Source organism: Nakamurella lactea DSM 19367 (genome assembly GCF_000426645.1).
In the GTDB taxonomy this organism is placed as follows: domain Bacteria; phylum Actinomycetota; class Actinomycetes; order Mycobacteriales; family Nakamurellaceae; genus Nakamurella; species Nakamurella lactea.
In genome coordinates, this window is the sequence record NZ_AUFT01000006.1 from 1 (window position 1) to 21,211 (window position 21,211).

General features: G+C 67.1%; 13 protein-coding genes and 13 tRNA genes. 2 read left to right on the plus strand and 24 right to left on the minus strand.

The window, feature by feature from the left end:
- Window positions 1–295 (plus strand): IS3 family transposase (locus K340_RS0105615; protein ID WP_029136005.1); only part of this gene is annotated, 295 nt, incomplete at its 5' end.
- A 199-nt stretch (window positions 296–494) separates the two neighbouring features.
- On the opposite strand, the gene K340_RS0105620 is transcribed toward K340_RS0105615, so the two are convergent.
- The 21 genes from K340_RS0105620 to K340_RS27750 all read right to left on the minus strand — a co-directional run bounded on the left by K340_RS0105620 (window position 495) and on the right by K340_RS27750 (window position 14,482).
- Window positions 495–565 (minus strand) — tRNA-Gln (locus tag K340_RS0105620).
- 41 nt (window positions 566–606) lie between these two features.
- Entirely contained in the window at window positions 607–1,095 is a 489-nt protein-coding gene (locus K340_RS27735) for an HNH endonuclease (protein ID WP_161632058.1), read from the minus strand.
- Window positions 1,096–1,158: 63 nt separating this feature from the next.
- A tRNA-Arg gene (locus K340_RS0105630) sits at window positions 1,159–1,233 on the minus strand.
- A 322-nt stretch (window positions 1,234–1,555) separates the two neighbouring features.
- Window positions 1,556–1,637 (minus strand) — tRNA-Leu (locus K340_RS0105635).
- 452 nt (window positions 1,638–2,089) lie between these two features.
- Window positions 2,090–2,162 (minus strand) — tRNA-Ile (locus K340_RS0105640).
- Window positions 2,163–2,293: 131 nt separating this feature from the next.
- Window positions 2,294–2,367, minus strand: a tRNA-Leu gene (locus K340_RS0105645).
- A gap of 22 nt (window positions 2,368–2,389) precedes the next feature.
- Window positions 2,390–2,462 (minus strand) — tRNA-Asn (locus K340_RS0105650).
- 132 nt (window positions 2,463–2,594) lie between these two features.
- A tRNA-Lys gene (locus K340_RS0105655) sits at window positions 2,595–2,667 on the minus strand.
- 91 nt (window positions 2,668–2,758) lie between these two features.
- Window positions 2,759–2,836: transfer RNA gene (locus tag K340_RS0105660), tRNA-Lys, on the minus strand.
- 117 nt (window positions 2,837–2,953) lie between these two features.
- Window positions 2,954–3,026: transfer RNA gene (locus K340_RS0105670), tRNA-Arg, on the minus strand.
- Window positions 3,027–3,044: 18 nt separating this feature from the next.
- Window positions 3,045–3,118 (minus strand) — tRNA-Thr (locus tag K340_RS0105675).
- A gap of 219 nt (window positions 3,119–3,337) precedes the next feature.
- A tRNA-Arg gene (locus K340_RS0105680) sits at window positions 3,338–3,409 on the minus strand.
- Between the two features lie 122 nt (window positions 3,410–3,531).
- Window positions 3,532–3,603 (minus strand) — tRNA-Met (locus K340_RS0105685).
- 37 nt (window positions 3,604–3,640) lie between these two features.
- A tRNA-Phe gene (locus K340_RS0105690) sits at window positions 3,641–3,712 on the minus strand.
- A 531-nt stretch (window positions 3,713–4,243) separates the two neighbouring features.
- Window positions 4,244–4,540, minus strand: a complete 297-nt coding sequence (locus K340_RS36545) for a hypothetical protein (protein WP_154674099.1) — start codon at window positions 4,538–4,540, stop codon at window positions 4,244–4,246.
- A 146-nt stretch (window positions 4,541–4,686) separates the two neighbouring features.
- Window positions 4,687–4,911 carry a hypothetical protein gene (locus tag K340_RS0105700; protein WP_029136006.1) on the minus strand — a complete coding sequence of 75 codons (225 nt, stop codon included), beginning with the start codon at window positions 4,909–4,911 and terminating at the stop codon, window positions 4,687–4,689.
- Window positions 4,912–5,752: 841 nt separating this feature from the next.
- The gene (locus K340_RS0105710) at window positions 5,753–6,052 is read right to left on the minus strand and encodes a hypothetical protein (RefSeq protein WP_029136007.1); all 300 of its coding nucleotides are present in this window, start codon (window positions 6,050–6,052) and stop codon (window positions 5,753–5,755) included.
- A gap of 159 nt (window positions 6,053–6,211) precedes the next feature.
- Entirely contained in the window at window positions 6,212–11,545 is a 5,334-nt protein-coding gene (locus tag K340_RS27740; RefSeq protein ID WP_051265218.1) for a hypothetical protein, read from the minus strand.
- Between the two features lie 143 nt (window positions 11,546–11,688).
- A complete protein-coding gene (locus K340_RS27745) occupies window positions 11,689–12,108 on the minus strand; it encodes a TnpV protein (protein WP_154674100.1) in 420 nt (139 codons plus the stop codon).
- Between the two features lie 359 nt (window positions 12,109–12,467).
- Window positions 12,468–13,982: a single-stranded DNA-binding protein gene (locus tag K340_RS0105720; protein ID WP_029136008.1), complete on the minus strand. Its 1,515-nt coding sequence runs from the start codon at window positions 13,980–13,982 to the stop codon at window positions 12,468–12,470.
- 17 nt (window positions 13,983–13,999) lie between these two features.
- Window positions 14,000–14,482, minus strand: a complete 483-nt coding sequence (locus tag K340_RS27750) for a hypothetical protein (protein WP_051265222.1) — start codon at window positions 14,480–14,482, stop codon at window positions 14,000–14,002.
- Between the two features lie 157 nt (window positions 14,483–14,639).
- On the opposite strand from K340_RS27750, the gene K340_RS27755 reads away from it, so the two are divergent.
- Entirely contained in the window at window positions 14,640–14,990 is a 351-nt protein-coding gene (locus tag K340_RS27755) for a hypothetical protein (protein ID WP_037363046.1), read from the plus strand.
- 197 nt (window positions 14,991–15,187) lie between these two features.
- Here K340_RS27755 and K340_RS27760 read toward each other — a convergent pair whose 3' ends face one another.
- The 3 genes from K340_RS27760 to mobF form a co-directional block, all read right to left on the minus strand.
- Entirely contained in the window at window positions 15,188–15,832 is a 645-nt protein-coding gene (locus tag K340_RS27760; protein ID WP_051265224.1) for a DNA methyltransferase, read from the minus strand.
- Window positions 15,833–15,924: 92 nt separating this feature from the next.
- Window positions 15,925–16,761: a restriction endonuclease gene (locus K340_RS33895; RefSeq protein ID WP_051265226.1), complete on the minus strand. Its 837-nt coding sequence runs from the start codon at window positions 16,759–16,761 to the stop codon at window positions 15,925–15,927.
- A 337-nt stretch (window positions 16,762–17,098) separates the two neighbouring features.
- The gene (mobF, locus tag K340_RS27770) at window positions 17,099–20,839 is read right to left on the minus strand and encodes a MobF family relaxase (RefSeq protein ID WP_161632061.1); all 3,741 of its coding nucleotides are present in this window, start codon (window positions 20,837–20,839) and stop codon (window positions 17,099–17,101) included.
- Window positions 20,840–21,211: the final 372 nt, after the last annotated feature.

Here is a 21,211-nt window from a genome sequence, read left to right on the forward strand (position 1 = left end):
CCGCGGATCGCAGTTCCGATCCAAGAAATACGTCCGGACCCTGGCCAACAACGGCCTGCTCGGCTCGATGGGCAGGGTGGGGGCATGTGCCGACAACTCGGCCATGGAGAGCTTCTTCGCGCTACTGCAGCGCAACGTCCTGGACCGCCAGCGGTGGCGCACCCGCCAGGAGCTGCGCCTGGCGATCGTGACCTGGATCGAGCGGACCTACCACCGCAAACGCCGGCAACGCCGCCTCGGGAAGCTGACCCCGATCGAGTTTGAGACAATCAACAGAGCCGCACCCGCGGCCTGACGAACCGGTCAACCAGACCCTGGGCAAACCCCGGGGGCATCTGACGGCCTTCGTATTCGAGGACACTGGCGACACGGCGGCTGCGGCTCTGCTGGCTCATTCGCTTCGGGAGATGCCACAATCCGTGGTTGCTAGACCACTTGAAACCGTAGCCCTTCAGCGCCTGGCGCAACAGCGCATCAAAGCCGATCGCAACCTGCTGGGGTGCAAGGACTCGAACCTTGATTGACGGGACCAAAGCCCGTCGTCCTGCCGTTGGACGACACCCCAATGGGCTGCGGCGGGACTCTCCGGAGAGCGTCCCGCCGCAGTCACGCTGCCGAGTTGGCCAACACGGACCAGATGTATTCCTGATCGGCGGTGTCCGGGAGAACTGGGCGGGGCAGCCACAGCAGCTTCATCCCTGCCTGCACTGGCGTGCGGTCGGCCTTGCGGTTGTTGCAGGGTCGGCAGGACGTGATCAGGTTCTCCCAGGTGTTCGGTCCGCCCTTGGACTGCGGAATGATGTGGTCGATCGTGTCGCCGTGCCTGCCGCAGTAGCCGCAGGTCCGGCTGTCCCGCAGTTTGATCTGTGCGAAGGTCGGCTGCCTGTCCAGCGCCGGCCGGAAGCCGATGTGCACGTAGGCCAGCATCCGGATGATCTTCGGCAGCGGGATCGACAGGTGCTGCGAGTGGATCACCTTCGTCGGGTGCGCCTCGAAGGTCTCGGCCTCGCCGGTGACGACCAGGCTGACCGCGCGCTGCCATTCGATCCGGGAAAGCACCTGGTACGAGGAGTTGATGAGCAGAACTTCGTTCATGATCGCGGCACTTCCTTCCTGATCGGCGGGGCCGGCCATTGGCCCGGCCGGTTGAGGTCGTGCTGGTGTCCTTGGAGGGACTCGAACCCTCAGCCTCCGCCTTCGGACGGCGGCGCTCTTCCATTGAGCTACAAGGACAACGGCCCCGCGGAGCGGCAGCGCCAGGGACCGGTGACGGGCGTTGACCTGCTCGCCATTCAGGTTGACGATCCGGCACGGTCCGTGGCCGATGGGCGCCGCGCACCACCACGGCCATCGGGTTGCTGCGCGGTCAAAACGGCCAGGAGGCGTCCAGGCCACGTTCGAGGCTCTCGACGATGCCGAAACGGTGCAACGTTGAGGCCGCACCGGGCGAACGAAGTAACGGCCGGTCGCCGGGCCTGGCGAGGTACCGCCACGGCACCCGGTGCGGCACCGTCGGTGCCGCACAGGTCGGCATCGCAGGTGACGCGATGCGTTGTGCCCCAGGAGGGATTTGAACCCTCACGCCCGAAGACACGCGGTCCTGAACCGCGCACGTCTGCCAATTCCGTCACCGGGGCATTGGTGCTGCTCCTTGTTCGCCGAGCAGCGTTGCGGCCACCAGCCAGCCGGAGCCGACTCGTGACAGACCTAGTTCGCGCCAGTGGTGTGCGCTGTCCATCGTGTTGTTGTGGTGCCGGTTCGCGTACGCGATCCGGGGAGAGGCGGAGAATGGAGCACTCGAAGCCCAGCCGCATCGGCGGCCGCTTCCGCTAGCAACGGAACCCGGCACGCCCGTCCGGTTCATTCTCCAATACGGCAGAACACGTTCTACGGTGTTCGGCGGCGGGCGATTGTGATCAATCGTCCGCTTCCGTGTTCGCAGTGGCGGTCGGCGTGGCGGAGCCGCTCACCTGAGCCGACTGCGCCCGCACCTGGGTGCGCACCAAAGTGTTGGGGTGTCCGGCGGGACTTGCACCCGCTAGCACCTGATCCACAATCAGGCCGCGCACGACGTTGCGGTCGGACACAGTGCCCGGGCGAGGATTTGAACCTCGGACCCCTTCCTCATCAGAGAAGTGCTCTCACCACTGAGCTACCTGGGCGAAGCGGCCGTACCCCTGTGCCGGGGACTGGAACCGCTGGTGACCTGGGCGGGAGTCGAACCCGCGAAGGTTCTGAGTGAAGTTAGATCGCCCATGCCGGCAGAGCAGAGCGACCACGCAGTGGTGTTGCGTGCCCTCGGTGGGATTTGAACCCACACTGTCCAGCTCCTTAGGCTGGCGCCTCCTGCCATTGGGCTACGAGGGCGAGCTACTGATGTTGCAGTGCGCTGTCCCGGCTGGGTTCGAACCAGCGACACACCGCTTAACAAGTGGACGCTCTGCCAACTGAGCTACGGGGCAAGGTCGGATCCGACGTCGGGAGGCACACCCCCGCCGGACGGCAGTTGGAGCCTCACAATCGCTGTGGGAAAACGGGTTTCGGCCAGATGCGGCCACCGAAACTCGCCACCGGAACGGGCGAAGCGGACCGAGTGCCCCGCGAGGGGCTCGAACCCTCGACACGCAACTTAAAAGGATGCTGCTCTACCGGCTGAGCTAGCGGGGCGAAACCCCCGGGGTGGCGCCGACTGTCGCAAGAGCCAGGACCACGTGGGTCGCTCGGAGCGTTCGCCCGCCAGATGCCGGCTACCTCCGGGTGGTGCGTCACCAGGGATTCGAACCCCGGACAACACGGATTAAGAATCCGCTGCTCTGACCGTCTGAGCTAGTGGCGCCTGTGGTGCTGCCGCGCTGCCCACCGAGGGGGCGAACCTCGAACCTTCCCGTCCAGAGCGGGATGCGCTGCCTATTGCGCCAGTGGGCACGGTTGTGGTGCTGGATGGTGCCGTGCGCGCTCCCGGGAGGATTCGAACCTCCAACCAACCGGGTAGAAACCGGTCGCGCTATCCGTTGCGCCACAGGAGCTTGAACCTTGGTCAATCGAGCCCCGAGCCGGAGTCGAACCGGCGGCATCCCACTTACGAGGCGGGCGCTCTGGCCACCTGAGCTACCGAGGCAGGTGCGGCGTCGACACCCGGAGCACGACGCTGAGATGCGTGCTGTTGTCACCGACGGAACCGTTCGGCTGGACTCTGAAACCCCGTCCGACGGGATGAGGGGACAACCGGTGTACCGGGTTCTATCGGCACCGGCAGGCCGTGCCGCGCGACCCGACTGGCACTGCGGAGTGTCCGCCGGCCTTCTCGGACCTGGGCCGGCGCGTGTCTCCGGAAGTGTGTCCCCGGAGGAATTGAACCCCCAACCCCCTGATTCGTAATCAGGTGCGCTATCCGTTGCGCCACAGAGACAGTGCGGCCGACAAGACGGCATCCGGCGCATCGACCAGCCGGTGCAGCGGCCGACTGGAGTGTCCGTGCTGTCGGCGCGGAGAACGCTGGGCCACGGTGACCACCCTGCGTTGGATGTTGAGTAGCGACGCCTGGACTCGAACCAGGGCGTGACGGGTTATGAGCCCGTTGCTCTGCCGCTGAGCTACGCCGCAGTGGGGCGCCATCGGCAGCGTGTGCCTCCGGTCCCGGTGCCACCGCCTGGGATTGAACCAGGGCGCCCCGTTTTTCAGGCGGGTGCTCTGCCAACTGAGCTACGGCGGCATGTAATAAGGTTGCTGTCGGTGGGCCTCCAGGGAGTCGAACCCCGTGTGCCGAAGCACCTGGTTTACAGCCAGGCCGATACGTCGTGATCACGAGACCCATGTGACCGCAACGATTGTGTTGCGGCCGGGTGGTGCTTCCTGCGGGCCGACCGATCCGTCGCGCTCCCGGTGAGGGTGATCGCGACGGACCGTTCGGACTGTATGGCTCGACGCGACCCCCGGGGTGTCTGTGCCCGGTTGGCGTGGGTCGTGCCTCATCCGCCGGCTTCGGGCTGGCGGGATTCTGATCCTCTATCCAGTTCTCAAGGTGTTCCCGACCCAGGCGCACTGGGACGGTCCAACGGCGGCTCTCCGGTCTGGTGGACCGGATGTTGTGTGCCGTCGTTCGGTATGGCGGCAGGTCTCGAACCTGCTACGGCGGTGTTGTGGACGGCCGCTCGTCTGAGCTGGTGTTCGGCACATGCGAGAGGCCGCCCAGCGGGACTTGCTCCCGGGGCGGCCTCTGGTCTGATCCTGGTGGTCAGGTCGTTCAGATCATCGGCCGCCGGTGGTGGAGGTTCGTCGACTGTAGGCGGGTGTGGCTGGTCCTCGGCATCTCGGGGGAACGGTCCAGGTCGATGCCGATGCCGATGCTTGAGGTGGCGGCCGACGTCGCGAAGGCAGGAATCATCGCGAAGTCGGCCTGGAACTTGGTGTGACACAACGTGTTAATCACCGCGTACTCACCTCCGGCATCTCGATGTCGTGCTTCATGGTCTTTGATGACTTGGTCCCAGGTCTGGTTCCGTCGATGACCGTAGCAGTGTTGCCCGGCATCGCCTAGCACTTTGTCACTTCCCTTCCAGATCGCCGTTCAGGGCCAGCGGCGACCCGGTTGGAGACCTGCTAGCGCGCTCGTCCAACACGAACGCTGGCTGGAACGGGCAGCAGCGTCCGGCGGCGACGCGACGCTCATGGTCGGCGGGGTTGCGGTCATGGCCAGAGCCAACCGCGGCCGGGCAACTCGACCGCGACGTCAACCGCTGCAGGGTCTCTGACTACCTCTGCTGCCCAGTACAACGCGCGGACGATGAACTCGGACTGGCGGGCAACGCCGGGCATGGATCCCTGCCGAGCGAATTCTCGGATCTTGATCTGCGCGTCCGCGATGCGGGTGATCTGGGTGGCGATCTGTTCGCGAAATTCCTGTTCTTCCATGGGTCTTCTCCGATAGTCGGTGTGGTGTCGTGTGTTGTGAGCCGGCGCTATCAAGCGAGCTCGTCGGCTGGTTCGACGAGTATCTGGGTCGGGAAGGCGACGTTCCGGCTTCGGGCGCGCAACAAGGCGCGACCGTGAAGGTTGACGTCGGGGCGCAGCGTCGGCAGTGCTCGGCAAGAGGCGGTCGGACCCCTCGGAGCCGGCGCGCCCCGTCGTCGCGGGCGATCTGCAGATGCGAAAAGCCGCCCTGCCGGGGACTGGCACCCGGGGGCGGCTTCTGCTTGAACCTGGAGGTCCAGGTCCCAATCAGAGTAGCGATAGCAGCTTCGAGTGATTCGTCCTCAGCCCGTGCGATTGAAAACTGAGTCGCAGGGGCAGCGTCAGGCCGGTAATCAAGTTCGGCAGCAGCACGACCGCTGCGAGGGTTGGGAGCATTGCTGCATCGGTCTGGTACTCGGTGGGACGCAACGAGTTCATCACCGGGTACTCACCTCCACCCTTCGGCGTCCTGCCGGATACGCACCTCGGATAGGCGGTCCTTTGTCAGGTTCGGCGATGACGATAGCAGCGACTCCGGGTGTCGCACAGCGCATTGTGGACGGATTGATCGAAGGGCCACGGTCTCAGCGGTCCGAGGTTTGACCTTGCTGCCACCGCCCGCGACAAGGTCAAGTTCAGGCCGAGCCGCCGACGCTCCAGAGTCTCAACCGATTCGTGAGATCCGTCTTGTACGGTCACGTTTGGACAACCACGTCGCCACTGGCCTTGGGCATGCAGGCGGAGACGTCAAGGCACAGCCGGATTCGGGGTTCCTTGCGGCTCAGTTGGGGTTGACGGCCGGTCAGCGTCCTGCGTTCGTGCGACACTCGGCCCGCTGGCGTTCATAGATCGCACGAAATTCGGGGTCCGACACGCTCACGCCAACCCGAATGCGTGCTAACTCGACGGCGTCGTAGCACGCTTCAATACTGCTGTCGCGGGTTCGGTCGCTCTCGTTGCCCATACGGACGATGACGGTGACCGCGATCGTTGCGAGGACAACGGCAAGTAGTAGCACACCCCAGTACCTCCGGTACCAGGGGGCAGGCGGGTCTACGACCTCTGTCCAGTGAGTTGCCGGGTCTTCGAACTTGTCGATCATGGTTGTTGCTTGCCCCCGCCAGTCGTCAGTCGACACACCCGCATGTGCTCGTGAACGTTATCGCTACCGGGCGCCTCACCGTTACGCCTGATGCTCGATCGTGACCAACGCGTCTAGGTTCGTCACCTTACAGGCGGAGTTGCCGGGCGGATCCACGCTTCATAGGTCGCGGCCACCGGTCCGGTCGCTGTCAGGGAAGGGCATCGCCAGTCCTGTCGAGCCAGCGGACTGTTCGTGCTGGTCAGAAGTGCCGACGACCGGGGGCATGCCGCGACCTTCATGATCTAAGACGTCGGCGACGCGCCGGATTCGAATACCGCGATTGTGCTCGTTCATTCGCCTTGGGAGATACCACATTCCGTGGTTACTGGACCACTTGAATCCGCAATCTTTCAGCGCCTGTCGGAGGATGGTGTCCGTCTTGGCGGTGCCGACGACGGTGGTACCGGATGGGCCGTGCTTGATGACAGGTCCGGTGGCTGCGGAACCCGTAACGTCCGCGGTGGCGGGTGGGTTCATTGTTCCGGCTGGGTGATGGGTGTCGGCGCCAGGTGGCTGCTCCACCGGTGCTGGAGTGCGCGGGGCGGGAGTAGGCGCGGGTTCAGCGACGATGTGGTACAGGCCCGCTTCTTCGGTGCCCGAGTCGTTTCCGTGGCCCTCGGCCTTGGCCGGCATACGTTGTGGTGCTGGGCTTTCCGGCTGATGTTCGATTGGCAGTGCCGGCCAGGCGACGGAAGCTGACCCGTCAGTGTCCACGGAGGGCTCCGGCGCCCGGTGTGTGGCTCGTTCAGTCATGAGTGCGTTGATGCGGGCGACCTCGGTGCGGGCCGCTTCGAGCTCGTCGGCGTGCTTGAACGGCTCGGACATCGCCTGACGGGCAGCTTGTTCGGTGGCGGCCGCTTCGGCGCGGCCTTCCCGAAGTTTGTCGAGGACTGCGGGGATGGCAGCGGCGCGGTTCTCCATGGTCCGTATGGCGCCAACGCCCTCAGCGACGCTGTCGGTGGTGACCGTGAATGAGGTGCGGGGAGCGTGTGCGATGTCGACGCGGAAGTCCGGCCGGCTCGAGCTGGACGGCAGTTGAGTGAAGGTGAAGTGCTGCCCGGCCAGTTCGGCCTCGACCGCGGTGTCACGAGCGAGCCAGGTTCGGCTGACGCCGGACATGAGCGCGTCGCGGAGTGCCTGGGCCGCTTCGCCGCGGTCGGTGTAGGTGCCGCGGCCGATGGTGATGCGGAAGGCGTCTCCGGTGGTGGGGGTGAGCCGCTCGGCGGCGGCGACGAGGAGGGGTTCGTCGTGGTCGGCCTGGATGATGCTGCGGGCGGCGGACTCGGCGCGGTAGGACAGGGTGGACAGGTTGTTGTGGTGTGCCCGGTCCAGGCGCTGCAGCTTGGCCAGCGCGGCGTCGGCGGTGCTCTTGTCGAGGAGCAGCGGGTCGCCTGAGGTGATGGCCTTGGTCTCGGCCATCGAGAGCATGGCGTCGCCGATGTCGTCGATCTCGCGGACGTCGAGCCGGCCGCGAAGTACCTGGGTGATGAACTGCTGTTTCCGTTCCAGGGTCTGCCACATGTAGGTGTCGAAGGAGCCTTCGGTGGCCCACCGGTAGATCTCGATTTCGGGGTTCTGGTTGCCGCGCCGCAAGATCCGACCATCGCGTTGCTCAATATCCGCGGGTCGCCAGGGCGCGTCGAGGTGGTGCAGAGCGATGGCACGGTTCTGCACGTTGGTACCGACGCCCATCTTCTGGGTCGAGCCGAGCAGCACAGCGACGTCGCCGGCCCTGCATGCTGCGAACAGGCGTGCCTTCTGGGCATCGTCGTTGGCGTCGTGGATGAACCGGATCGAGCGCTGGGGCATGCCGCGTCCGACAAGGAGGCTGGCCAGTTCGTCGTAGATGTTGAACTTGTCGGCCTTCGGTGCGGACAGGTCGCAGAACACCAGCTGCAGCGCTCCGCGGGTCGGGCTGGTGCTGCCGGTGTCGTCGAGGTATTCGTTGTCGCGAGTCTCCCGCCAGATCGTCGCGATCCGGTCGGCGGCCGCGCTGACCTTGGTCGTTTCGGTCGGCTCGTCGCCGCCGACGAGGCGCATGTCCAGCGCCGCGTGCCGGCCCTCACCGATGATCTTGAGGTGGTTGTCACCGCCCTTCTCTGCACGGCCGGTGAGCCGGTCGGCGCGGTGGTCCAGCTCTGCGATGAACTCCGCCAGTTCGGGTGAGCCGGGCACCGCGACGGTCTCGGGGAGCCGCTTACCGTCAGGTCGTGCCCGCAGTAGCGGGGTGGGGAGGTTGAGGTCTTCGGCGGTCTTCACGTCGGCGAAGGTGGCCCAGATCCGCAGCAGCTCAGGGACATTCTGGAAGCGGGCGAAGCGAGTCTTCTGTCGGTAGCCGGCGCCGCTGGGCTTCAGTTCCAGCCCGGCGGTCGTCTCGGCGAAAGTCGCTGCCCACACGTCGAAGTCGGCGACCCCGGCAGCTTCGAGCAGGTCGGGCCGCAGGTAGCGCATCATGACGTGCGCCTCGGAGATGGAGTTGGCGATCGGGGTGGCGGTGGCCAGGGTGGCGACGCGTTCGCCGTGGCTGCGGCGCAGCAGCTCGATCTTCATGTGCAGGTCGGTGGCCATCTGGCTGCCGTCCAGGCCGGCATCGGGGATCTTGCTGACGGTCTTGAGATTCTTGTGCAGGTGCGCCTCGTCGACCACGACGTAGTCGATGCCGGTGTCTTCGAAGCTGACCCCCGGGTCGCGGGCCACATCGAGCAGGCCGGTCAGCGACTGCTCGGACTTCAACACGAGCTTCTCGATGCGCTTGATGGTCAGGTCGGCGCCGGACTCCTTCGCGCGATCCAGCGCGGATCGGAGCCCGTCCAGCTCGGCGCGGGTGTATTCGGCCTCGAACTCAGGCGAGACGGCGATGCGTTGGAACGACTTGTGGGTGATGACGATGCCGTCCCAGTCGCCGGTGGCGATGCGGGCGATCAGGTCACGTCGGCGGTCCTTGGTGACGTCGTCCTTGCCGGCCGCCAGGACGCGGGCCTGCGGGTAGAGCTGCAGCCATTCGCGGGAGAACTGTTCCAGCATGTGCCCAGGGACGACGGCCACCGGTTTGCTGGCCATCCCGAGCCGGCGCAGTTCCATCATGCCCATGACCATTTCGGCGGTCTTGCCGGCGCCGACCTGGTGGAAGAGTCCGACGGCGGGTTCGGCGAGCATCCGGGCGACGGCGGCCCGCTGGTGCGGGCCGGGGGTGAACGAGGCGGCCAGGCCGGGCAGGGTGAGCCGCTGGCCGTCCTCGCTGTAGTCCCGCAGGACCAGGGAGTTGAATCGGCGGTTGTATTCGTCGGCGAGCCGCACGGCACGTTCCGGTTCCTCCCACACCCAGTCGGCGAACCGTTCTTGTAGCGCGGCGGCCTTGTCCCGGGCGGCCTCGGTTTCGGTGGGGTTGAGTGTGGTGGACCCGTCGTCGTGGTTGGTGTCCTCGACGGTGATGGGCCGCTGTTCGAGCAGGGCCGCCATCAGTTCGCCGGCGGGGCGCCGCTCGGTGCCCCACTGGCTGGTCGCGGCGAGGCTGTGTCGATTGGCGCGGACCTCCCAGATGGAGGTGCCCTCGCCGCCGGACTGCACTCGGGCGGAGCGGTCGCCCAGCACGTCCCGCAGGAACTGCTGGTAGTCGTCGGCGCTGATCCACACCGCGCCGATCCGCGGACTGATCTCGGCCGGAGTCAGTGGCGTGGGTTGCACGTCGCGCAAGGCGGCGGCGTTCACCGTGAATTGGCCATGACCGTCGTCAACGGCGGTCTGCGCGGCGTCGAGTTTCACCCGCACGTTGCCAGACAAGTATTCGGCGCGGGGCACCAGGCGGCCGTCCTGCGGGTCATCGAAGACCAGCTCGCCGAGCCGATCGCGGGCATCCTCTTGGTCGACGCCCAGGAGAGCGGCGATCCGGTCGAGGTCGAGGCGCCCGTCGGTTTCCAGAGCAATCGCGATTGCGTCCTCGGGCGTGTCCGCGCCCAGGACCGGTGTCCGGGGGAGCACGACGCGTTCGGTGAGCAGTGGTGCCGGGATGGCCCGCTGGGTTTCCTCGTCGAAGATCTCCAGGGCACGGATAAGGGAGGCGAATGGATCGGTGCGCAGGAATCGCATGACGTCCGGGCGGCGGCGGTTCATCAGGTCTTCGCCGGTGTCGGGGTCGGTGCGGCCGCTGCGAACCAGGCGGAACCGGTTAATCGGGCCGTGCCGGTCGACGTAGCGGGCGTGGGATTGGCCGAGCCGGCCGCGCAGGCCGTCCAGCTCCGGGGTGTCGTCGCTGTCGGCGGCCTCAAGCTGCAGCAGTTCGCGGGCCAAGTCGCGCAGCTCGAGCAGTTCGCGGAGCTCGCGCTGCTGGGTCTTGGGCACGGTCAGCGGCGCCGGACCGTAGACGTCCATAATCTGGAAGCCGGTCTCGGGATGCCCGGTGACCATGCCGATCCAGGTGCCGTCGGGGGGAGTGACCGCGGCGGTCGCGGTGGGTGCGGGCCCATCGGGCCGGGCGCTGACGGTCAGGTCGGCGACCTGGGCCTCGTGGACGATGCCTGCGAGCGCGGTCCGCAATTGTGCCGCGACCGTGGTCGGGTCCGGGCTGGTGACGGTGAGCGTGTCCGCGCCGTGCATGCCGTGGCGGATCCCGGGTTCGCCGAGCACTCGCTGGGGGTGTTCGGTGAAGTACCCGGAGATGCGCCGGTCCTGCAGCACGCCGTCGATGCGCAGCGGGTGGGTGGTGAGCCACGAGTCATCGCCGGGTTCCCGGTCGTCTTCGCGGCGGCGCAGCACCAGCACGTCGGTGAGCGCGTCCGTGCCGGCGGTGCGCCGATGGGCGCCGGTGGGTAGCCGGACGGCGCCGAGAAGGTCTGCCTTGGCGTACATCTCGCGACGGGCTGTCGGGTTGGTCGCATCCAAGGTGGAGGCGGAGGTGATGACCGCGACCAGGCCGCCGGGGCGGACGAAGTCCAGAGACTTGAGAATGAAGTGGTTGTGCATGCTGTGTTGGTTCGGGTTGTGCTGTCGATCGTGCAGTACCACGTCCGCGAAGGGCACGTTCCCGACCGCGGCGTCGAAAGCCGCTGATGGGTAACGGGTATTGGCGAAGGATTCAGTGCGAATGGTGGCGTGCGGGTACAGCTGCTGCGCGATGCGTGCGGTGACCGGGTCGAGTTCGACACCGGTCATCCGGAACCCGGTTGCCGCGGCGTCTTCGGAGTTCGACGCCGGGGCCAGACCGATGAAGGTGCCGGAACCCGACCCGGGTTCCAGGACCTCGCCTGCGGTGAGGCCGAGGGATGTGACGGCCTGCCAAATGGCGTCGACGATGCCGGGGTCGGTGTAGTGCGCATTGATGGTGGTGCGCCGGGCCGCGTCCCACTCGGCGCCGGTGAGCAGATCACGGAGCTGGGCGCGCTGCGTCGACCACTCGGCGCGGGTGTCGTCGAAGATGCCCGGGATCGCCCCCCACGACGACCAAGCCGCCAGCACCGGCTGCTCGTCCGCCGTGGCCGGCCGATCGCCGTCGGCGAGCTCACGGGAAAGCCGCAGCGCCCGCAGGTTCGCGTCGATCCGGGCGCGGTCCCCGGACGGGACGAGCTGCCGATCACGCGCCGGCCGGAAGACTGGGCGAGCTACGGCTGTTGCTGGCCGGTCCGCTCCCGCCAGTCCCGATCCAGCTCCGCGTTCCGGTCCCGTTCCTCCTGTTCCCGCTCCAGCCGGTCCCGCCGGGCCCACTGCTGCTTCAGCTGCCAGACCGGATCCGGTTCCTCGTCGTCCTCCTGGTCCGTCTCCTCCGGGGGTGACGAGTAGACCAGGTCCGCCAGGACCGCTTCCTCGGCCTGCAGCTTCGCCATCCGCAGCCGGCCGACCTTCCCCAGATACCCCTCGCCGGCGCGATCCGGTCCCGCCAGATGGTCCGTCAGCTGATCCACCTGAGAGGCGACCGTCTCGCCCAAGGTCGAAAAGAAGTCCTCGGGATCCGGGATCTCTGCGAACGCTGCCGGCTTGTGCTGCCGCCAATAGGTCTTCGCCAGCTGGCCGTACTGGTTCATCGTCGGAATCTCCTGAGCGGGCCGGTGCGAGGCGCTGCGGCTGCGATTCCGCGGCTCCCCACAGATCATCGAAGCTGAGCTGCTGCCCACCATCATCGGTCCGATCACGTCGCCGTGCTGACATGCGCTGCGTCCTCCGACGGGGTCCGCGGCCCCGCGGGCGGTGGACGGCCAGTGACATCTGCGGTGCCGCATTGCCGTGCTCCTTCCTGCTCGGCCTGGGTTCAGTACCTCACCTGGGTGTGACACCGGCCCGGCAAACCTCGGCTCGAGGTGATTCCGGCGGAATCACCCTGTCCCCGGAAACAGGCCGACCCGGCGCACCCCATGGGGTGGGCCGGGCCGATGCGAGTTAACGGTCAGCGGTCAATGGACACGCCGCGATCGGCCGGTTCGGCTCCGTCGCGGGCGAACCCGCCGCGCCCTGTCTCCGGCGCGGACCCGACGGGCCGGGCATCACTGGCTGCTGGCGCGTCACTGACGTTGAGCGTCAGACCGGCGTCATAGACGCCGCGGTTCACCTGTGCGACGCGGGTGTCCCGGTCGGCCGCGCCCATGCTGGCGGGCAGGTACCAGGCGGTGTGCTTGGCCGACCACTTGAACCCGTTGTCCTTCAGCACGCCCTGCAGCGCCTTGTCGTCGCGGCCCACCCCGACCGCGATGGTCTGCGTCGGAGTGTGATGCAGCGTCGCCGCCGCGGAAGGCGTCGCGCGTTCGACGGTTCGTTGCACAGGCGCGGCGGTGGCGGTTCCGGGTGTCGGCCGTGGGGTGACGCTGGAGGCGAATACCTTCAGCGCCGCGCCCATGCTGCCGTCCCGGCGGGCGAAGGTTTCGACCTCGGGGCGGCCCTTGACGATGACCGGATCACCGATCTGCATGGAGTTGACGGCCGTTTCGGCGCGGCTGCCGAAGATCACCACCTCGGTGTACACCGGCGGAGCGTCGGTCCATTGCCCGTCCGTGTCGCGGACTCGTTCGTTGCTGGCTACCCGCAGCCGCGCCCACGAGCGGCCGGAGTCGGCGACGCCGTAGGTCGGTTCGGCCGCCAGGTTGCCGTTGATGGTGACCCGCATGCCGGGCGGTGCCACCGGCGCCGGCGATCGTTGCTGGGACGGCGTGTCGGCCGGTGGCGTTGTGGCCGGCTCGGTCCGGTCGGCCGGTGGCTCATTCTCGGCGGCCTCAGCCGGCTGGTCAGGCTCGGCCGGGTTCTGGAGGTCGTGCAGATCGCGCAGGGCGTCGGCCTCCGATCCGCGTTGCCCGTCCAGCAGGGCCGCGAGCTGCACGGTGGCGCGTTGGATGCGGGCCGGGTTGCCGTCCTCCGCCTCCAGGTCGCTGATCTGCGTCGACAGGATGGTCGCCTGTTCGGCGACATTGCCCCACGGAGGGGTGGGCAGCACCGGACGGCCGCGACCGTCCAGCAGGGTGGTCTCGGGGGTGGTCATGGTCGTTTCTCCGTTCGTGATGGTGCTGGCTGGGTTGGGAAATCGGGCGCCCTGCGCGACTGCCTCGGCGGTGACGGGCGGGCTGATGACGGTGGAGGCCCTGTCGGCGACGCGCAGGATCGCGCGCTGCCCGTCGATGCTCGTGTCCACCTGATAGTCGCCGGGCGCCAGGTGCCGCCACGCGGTCGAGGCCAGCCCGTCGAAGGCTGGTGAGCCGAACTCGTTGTCCGGATCGGTCAGGCTGACGTAGGCATCCTCGAGAGGCTCGAGCTCGGCGAGGACCTGTCCGAACGCGAACGCGACGTCCGCGCTGTTGCGGCCCTGCGACCACTCGCGCAGCGCGCTATCGAGCTGGTCGAGGTCGGTAGTGGCGATGATCGAACGGACCTCTGCCGCGACGTCACCGTCGGCGGGTTCGCTGGGTCTGGTCATGGTCAGTCACCTGCCTTTCAGTACGGGTTCTGGGTGCCGGTCGAAGTGGTCGCTGCGTCGTCGGTGAGCGCGGCTGTGAGTTCATCGGACAGCACAGACGGGTCGATGTCGCGGTGGTCGAGCCACCAACCTGCGGCGTTGACCTGTCCGGCGGGCGAGGCGACCTGCTCGTCGAAGTCCGCCTCGTCCAGGTCGAGGGCCTCGAACGCCTTGGTGATGAGGTCGACCCGGATGCGCATCGCCCAATCCTGGATCTTCTCCGGGCCATCGAGCGGCTCGAGGCCGAACTTCTTCTCAGCGGCGCGGGCCTCGCGGGACTCCTCGGCGCGCTTGGCGGCGACCCACTCCTGCTTCTTCCTGATCTGTTTCGGATCGCAGTCCCGGCACGGCTGCTTCGCCAGCCAGGCCGCGAAGCCGGCCCGCTCGAACGGCTTCTTCGTCGACAGATCACGCTGTTCGCTGTGGCCGCACTGGTGCTTGACGGTCGTCTCTGCTGGCATCTCTCGTACCTGCTTCCCATCGGTGACCCCGGCTGGATGCCGGGAATCTGCTACCCCATGGGTGGGCTCCGGCCGGGCCGGTTAAGTCATATCGCCGGGCACGCCGGGCTCGGGCAGTTGGTCGTTCGAGGACTTGTATCGAACGTATGATCGACTTGTGTCGACCACCCCGCAGCGGCAGGCGGGCACCCCCACGACGCGCTCGCCGGTTCGTGCCGTTGAACCGCCGCAGACCGTGCTGATCGATCTCGGCGCCCTGTACGGTCGCCAGCCGCATTTCCGGCGGCCGAACGTCCTCCTCATCGCATCGCTCCACTACACCGCGGTCGCCGAACTCGACGCCTGGGTGCTGGCCGAGACAGGCTGGTTCGGCGCCTGCCGGTACCGGGTCAAGCTGGCGTACGGGCAGTACATCGAGCAGAATCACCTGGTGCCCGCGTGGGCGCTGCGACTCGCGACCGATTTCGACCTGGCGCAAGCGAGGATGCGCGGCGAACTTGAGCCATGACGACGATCCGCGGGATCGGAAGGGCTGTCGCATGGCGACGACGTCCAGCGCTGTACCAACAGGCGCCGACGATTTGACTACGACTTGTCCGGCAGCGTCTGCAGGGTCGAACATCGAAGGTGTGGCAAGCCCTTATATCGGACTCATCGATAGACAATTGCGACGAGCTTTCCTTCCCAAGTGCGCGGCATTCGGCCCTATCTGGCACGGCCGAGCACCACGAGGCGGTCGTCGATGAGCCATCCCGGTGGTTGATCCCAGGTGAGCGGGACCGTGTCCCGCACGGTGAAGGAGCCCATGGCCGCGGCGACAAGATCGTCGGCGAGAGGCGTCACGGTCTCTCCGGTCCGGATATTGGCGACACTGAGGACCAAGGTTCCGGTGGTCGTGAGGTGGCCGGCGATGGACGCGAACACCTGGCCCATCTGATTGACGTAGCGCTGGTAGTCGCCGTCCAACGTTCGATACCCGGTCAGCGGATTCTGTGGGTGGTCGACGGCATTCATGTATGGCGGCGAGGTCAGGCACAACTCGAACGTGCCCAGACGCAGCCGGTCGAGGTCGAGTGCGTTGCCCTGGATGACGCACGACGGATCGACTCTGTCCCGGGCTATGGCCACCCGGTCGGCCAGCAGCTCCACTCCGACCGCCTGCCGGCCGAGTTGGTGCGCGACTGCCAAAGTTGTACCTGAGCCAGCGAACGGGTCGAGCACCCGATCCCCTGGGTTGCTGTACGTTTCGACCACGAAGCCTGCCAGCGATGCAGGGAAGTGCTCGTCACTACTCCAACCTGCCGGCCGCTCCGCCGCCAGCTCCGCAACTCGGATCATCGGCGCCTTCATGCCGCCATTCTGCCGTCGTCGAACAAGACCCCGCGACCCCGCCGCGCCGGCTGGTCACTCCGCCACGCCGTAAGGAGATCGTCAACCGAGACCTAGTCCATCTCGCGAGCGCTGAGATAGGGGTCGCCGGTCTCCGCGGCGTGTCGACGTTTACGAAGGAGCAGCTCATCCAGGCCCAGCGCACCCTCGAGGACTGCGACAAGGTCAGCGCCGTCAGCGAGCAACACCCGAGACCCGTTACGCCGGAGCAGGTTGACGGCTTCGGCACTGAATCCGTTGATGCCAATCATCAGCCCGCCAGTTCGATGCATCTTCTCGGCAACTTTGCCCGCGAAGTCTCGGACCTGTTTGGGATCTACTTTCTCGCTCAGCCATCGTGCTTCGAGCAAGTAGTCATCGGTGTCGAAGGTGAACGCTCCGTCAATCTGCTCTCCCTTGAGCGCGAAGGACGCGCGGGGGTCGAGGTCGAACAGCGCAAAGAGCCGATTCAAGAATGGCTCCAGGGCCAGCCCACGAAGCTGGGGGTCAGTCATCTCGCTGAGGCGATAAAAGTCGGCCTTCAACGTTTCGAGGTCTTGGGTGCGGGCCCAACTCTGAGCCGCCGCAGCTCTGGCCGCAGCGTCAGCGGATTTCCGAGCAGCAGCGTCCTCGACCAACGTCTTGTGCTGGCCGATCACCCGCTTGACCTCGGCGAGTGCAGCCTGGGCGGCTCGTACTTTCTCCTTACCGTCTTCAAGTCGGGCCAGGTTCCTAAATGCAGGGTTCCAGTCGGCCAAGGTCATCAGCACGCCCAGGGTGAGGCTCTGGAGGCGCGGCTCGTCTCGCTGGAGGCGGCTGACGACCTCGCTTGCGGCCTCGCGCTTGGTTCGATTTGCAAGATCGATCCCAGCCAGCACGCTGCTGTCGGCGGCGAACAGAGAGGACAGCATCCGAGAGTAGGGCGATTTGTACCACTCGAATGTGGTGAGGGCCTCAGCTAGTGCGTCGTATACCTGCGGATGAAGGCGCTTAGACGGGTCCGCTGGCACGCGCCGATTCTACTGATCAGGACGCGTTCCACGTGTAAGGACAGGCGTAGCGGCGGGACGACTTGTCGTTCCACCTCGCCTGTCAGCGCGATTGATCTGCCCGGGCCGGCCCCGCAGTCCTCCTGACACCGTCCGAGACGGCTGCACGTAGGTGATTCCGGCGCTGTCGCCTACTTTCACGTACGGATCGTCCGACATACCTACGGCGGCCCGCTGAGCGACCGACAGAGGCAGCCACCTACCGGTCGTGGCCGCGGGTCGAGACGAGCGTCGGAGTATCAGGCATCCGCTCCGAAGTCTGATCAACTTGCGCCGCGAGGACAGCCCGTTCTGCATGGCGCCGATCCATCCGCTGCGAGATCCCGGCTGACGCGGTCAGCCGCGGCCCAAGTGGATGTCGCGGATCCTCGATGTTCCACCGATCGCGATACGCAACGACTTGCCGTACCGCCGTGGCGCTACGTGGAGACAGCGTCATCGCCTGCGCTGACTTGCCTACGAGCGAGTCCTTGAGCCATGCGGGCTGCGAGATGACGGCGCGTTCCGCAAGCCGTTCGACGCGGGACTCTATGAGGGTGGCTCGTTCCGTCATCGCGGTCAAGAATTGGCCATCACCCAGTCCGGCCGAAGCGTCGGGGACGATGCCGCCGATCAGGCGGCGGGTAGGCCTGCTTCGACCGGCTGTCTGCGCCGCGGTCCAGCGGCGGATCTGCTCGGCAACATCGCCACAGGCGACTGGCACGGGAGTGTTGTCGGCGAGGTGGCGGCGCAATGCGTCGCCGGAGAGTTGCCATTGGTGCGCCGAGCGGATCGCGGTGGCTATCTGTCCGAATTCTGGATCGGCCACAAGCTCGGCCGCGTTCGGCAGGCCGGTGGTGTGCAGGAGGTCTGCGGCGGCGAGTTCGTGGGCGGCGGCCGCGAGGGTCTCGTACTCGGGAACCAGGCGGCGCAAGGATTCGGCTTCATCCTGCAGCTGGGTGATGGTTTCGCGCGCGGAGAGCTCTGCTCTCGTTGAGTGGAGGATCTGGCAGAGCAGGTCCCGCGGTGTCCACGGCTCGACGGGTGGTCCGTGCTGGTCTTCGGCGTCGCCGCCGGCCCGTTCGATGACCAGGTAGGTGTGGTTGCTGAAGCGTCCGCGGGTCATCGCGACGTAGAGCAGCTCCCGGGCGGTCATCTCGTCGGCGATGGTGTGCGCGGTGTCGACGGTGATGCCCTGGGATCGGTGCGCGGTGGCGGCGTAGCCGAGTTCGACGTGTTCGGCGGCGTACCAGGCCGGCAGCGTCACCGACGCGGCTGTTGGTTGGTTGTCAGTTCCGAGCATCCGGACGGTGAGTGACCCGTCGGGACGGGCCTGATCGACCAGCCACCGTTGGCCGTTCTTGACGTAGCCGTCGGATCGACGGCCCGATCGTCCGGCCGGCGCGTAGGTGGTGCCGTCCTGAAGGTAGCGGTTGATCTCCCGGGTGACGACGTGATCTCCGCGGCTGGCCGCCAGTCCGTCGTGCAGCGCGACTTGTGTCGTCGGATCGACCTCGCCGGCCGCGATCCGGTCGGCTCTGGCGCGTTCTGCGAGTTCGCGGACGGTGCCGTTGTCGCCGGCGATCAGGATGGAGGCTCGCCCGGCGGCTGTGTCTGTTTGCCAGGCTCGGTAGGCGGCGTCGAGCATGTCTGTTCGGTCGCCGTCGTGCAGGCGCCCGTGATCGTTGTAGGTGTCGATCACCTCGAGCCGTCCGGTTCGCAGACCGAGAGACGCCTCTTCTTCCCAGCGCCGACGGCTGCCGTCGGGTTCGGCGAAGCGGCGGATCACGTGAAGCTGTGGCGCGTCGGCCCGATGGTGCACGAGCATGCCGAAGGCGCCGCCGGTCTCCACGGGCGATAGTTGATGCGGGTCACCGACCAGCAGCAGCTTGGCCCCACTGGCCGCGACCTGATCGGCCAGCGCCCGTAGCGCGAAGGTGCCGGCCATGCCGGCCTCGTCGACGATCAGCAGCTGCCCTGGCCGCAGCCGCCACCTGTTGTAGTCGGCCTGCGCCGATTCGATCGCTGTGTCCAGGGCGGTTGCGGTCGGTGACCCTCCATCGGCGGCTGCGCGCCGAGCGCGGAGGACCTCGAGCCGTTCGGCTCGTTGGGGCTGGACACGCTGTTGCGCGAGCCATTGCGCGGTGTTGTCGGTGGCGATTCCGAGGTCGGCTGCCAGTGCTTCGGCTGCTTTCGAGGAGGTCGCCAGCCCGACGACAGCGCCGGCCCCGAACTCCGACTCCCAGATCGCTCGGACGCCGGCCATGGTCGTTGTCTTCCCGGTCCCGGCGGGCCCGACCAGCACGTCGACGACCCGTCCCGAGCCGGCGATGTCCAGCGCGGCGGGCGTCTGGTCTTCGGCGTCGAGGGCATACGAGCGGCCGGGCAACGGCTGCTCGGCCACCGCGAGCGCGCGATCCAGTCCGACCGCCGGACCGGCAGTGTCGTCGGCAAGCTCGACCAGTCGGTCCTCCGCGGCCAATACTGCGGCTGACGTGAACGTGGCAGGTGGCGCAAACTCGCTAGCGCCGGTCGCCGGGTCACGGAACCGATCGGGCACCGACGCCAGCTCGGGAGAGGTGATGGCCACCGACACCGCCACCGCTCGGGCGACAACCAGCCGACGGACAGCGTCCGCGTGATCCGGATCGACGAACTGCCAACCGATATCGACGATCTGCCGCGATGCCTCAGCGTCGAGATTCCACTCACCCCACTGAGCACGCTTCGAAGCGACCACGTCCACCACCCGCGCGCCGAGGGACTCCACAGCGGCGGCCGAGATGTCGTCGCGCCGCAGCAGCACCGGCCGATCGGCTTGAGCTCGGCTCGCCTCGGCCGCCCACTCGCCCGCAGGACGGCCCAGAATCGCGGACGCTCGCTCTGTCCACCTGGCGATCGCCTCGTCGAGTCCCGTGATGTGTTTGCCGCTGCGGGTCGCGAGGGTCTGCTGCTGCCGAATCCGCCACAACACGGCCTGCGAGGGCGCAGCCCCGCCATGTGCGGTCCGGTACTCCTCAAGCGCGACGGCGACAGCCTGCTCGATATCCGCAGACCGGCTGGAGAACTCGGCACACAACTTGGCAGGAACCGAAGCCAGCTCACGGCCATCGCGACGGCCTGCGCCGCGGGCACGGCGTTCCCAGCCGATGCCGAGCCGCCGTGTCACCTCGTCCGCCAGGGCAGCGTCATAAGACTCCGAGAGAGCCACCGTCGCCTTGTAGAAGCTGCGGGAGTCGATGGTTCGCCACACCCCGTCCTCCCCCTGGACCCGATTCGCGACCGTCACGTGGGTGTGCAGCAACGGATCACCCGCCCGGGAATCCCAGTGATCGAACGCCGCCGCGATCAGCCCCCTGGTCCGGACCCGCCGCACGCCTTGTGCTCCGATCCGGGTTCGCAGCACCTCGCCCTCCACACGTGCGAGGGTTGTCGCGACCGCCGCATGGTGGGCTTCGAACAGCTGCACCTGGATGCCGTGATCGGCTAGCGCCCACAGTGTGCTGACCGATTTCACCGGTTTGAACGTCAGATCGAACCCGTGAACTGTCCTTTGACCCGGGTTGCGGCGCTCCTCCTCGCGGATCTTCTCGATCGCATCAGCGCTTTGCTCAGCCGACATCACCGGCAAGGTATCGACCAGCCGACGGACGCGTCGGTCGATCCGTTCGGCCCGGGACGGGTACGACGCGGGAGCTCGGCGCATCAGCGACGCGCCGTTTACCGGATCGGCAGAGTCCTCGAACACGGCGCGCATCTGCGCTTCCGAGACTTCGCTGCCCTCGGCGACACCTTCGCCACCGGCGAGGCTGGCAAGGCCGGACCCAAGCCAGCGCCCCGGGGGGTAGCCGCCGGCGGTGTAGTACCGCGTCAGCGGCGACACGGTCGCCGCGGGTTCGCCGCCGGTGGCGCGGCCATCGGCGGCCGCGACATGGCGAACCAGGTAGTCGACTGACGACATCGGCGAAAGAGACATGACCACGTCACGGGGTGGTCCGCTGCCTTCGGATCAATCTGTTCCGCGCAGCGCAACTCAACGCATGATCAGTTCAACTTGGCGATGAACCTCTCACCGACAACCTCGGCGCGGCCGTTCTCGAAGTCGACCGTGCAAGACGCGCTGAAGAACCCAAAGACGTCCGTCACCCCATGGTCCGCCTGGGCACGACTGAGGGGAAGACGCCAAGGGTGCCGTTTGCCATCACGCGATCGTCAGCCGCTGTCACAGGTTTCGTGCAGCAGACCCTTTCAGGCGGCGCCAGAGCGCGAGCACGGAGCAAGTCTGCGTGGTGGCTGAGGACCGTCTACTGGGTCGTACGAGCATCGCGAAGCT

What these genes read in the sequence shown, in the direction of transcription:
- K340_RS0105700 (WP_029136006.1), bottom strand. Translation starts at nt 4,911, where the DNA reads ATGGAAGAACAGGAATTTCGCGAACAGATCGCCACCCAGATCACCCGC.
- K340_RS27750 (WP_051265222.1), bottom strand. Translation starts at nt 14,482, where the DNA reads ATGCCAGCAGAGACGACCGTCAAGCACCAGTGCGGCCACAGCGAACAG.
- K340_RS0105720 (WP_029136008.1), bottom strand. Translation starts at nt 13,982, where the DNA reads ATGACCAGACCCAGCGAACCCGCCGACGGTGACGTCGCGGCAGAGGTC.
- mobF (WP_161632061.1), bottom strand. Translation starts at nt 20,839, where the DNA reads ATGTCGTCAGTCGACTACCTGGTTCGCCATGTCGCGGCCGCCGATGGC.
- K340_RS27735 (WP_161632058.1), bottom strand. Translation starts at nt 1,095, where the DNA reads ATGAACGAAGTTCTGCTCATCAACTCCTCGTACCAGGTGCTTTCCCGG.
- K340_RS33895 (WP_051265226.1), bottom strand. Translation starts at nt 16,761, where the DNA reads ATGCTGTCCTCTCTGTTCGCCGCCGACAGCAGCGTGCTGGCTGGGATC.
- K340_RS27745 (WP_154674100.1), bottom strand. Translation starts at nt 12,108, where the DNA reads ATGAACCAGTACGGCCAGCTGGCGAAGACCTATTGGCGGCAGCACAAG.
- K340_RS27760 (WP_051265224.1), bottom strand. Translation starts at nt 15,832, where the DNA reads ATGAAGGCGCCGATGATCCGAGTTGCGGAGCTGGCGGCGGAGCGGCCG.
- K340_RS0105710 (WP_029136007.1), bottom strand. Translation starts at nt 6,052, where the DNA reads ATGATCGACAAGTTCGAAGACCCGGCAACTCACTGGACAGAGGTCGTA.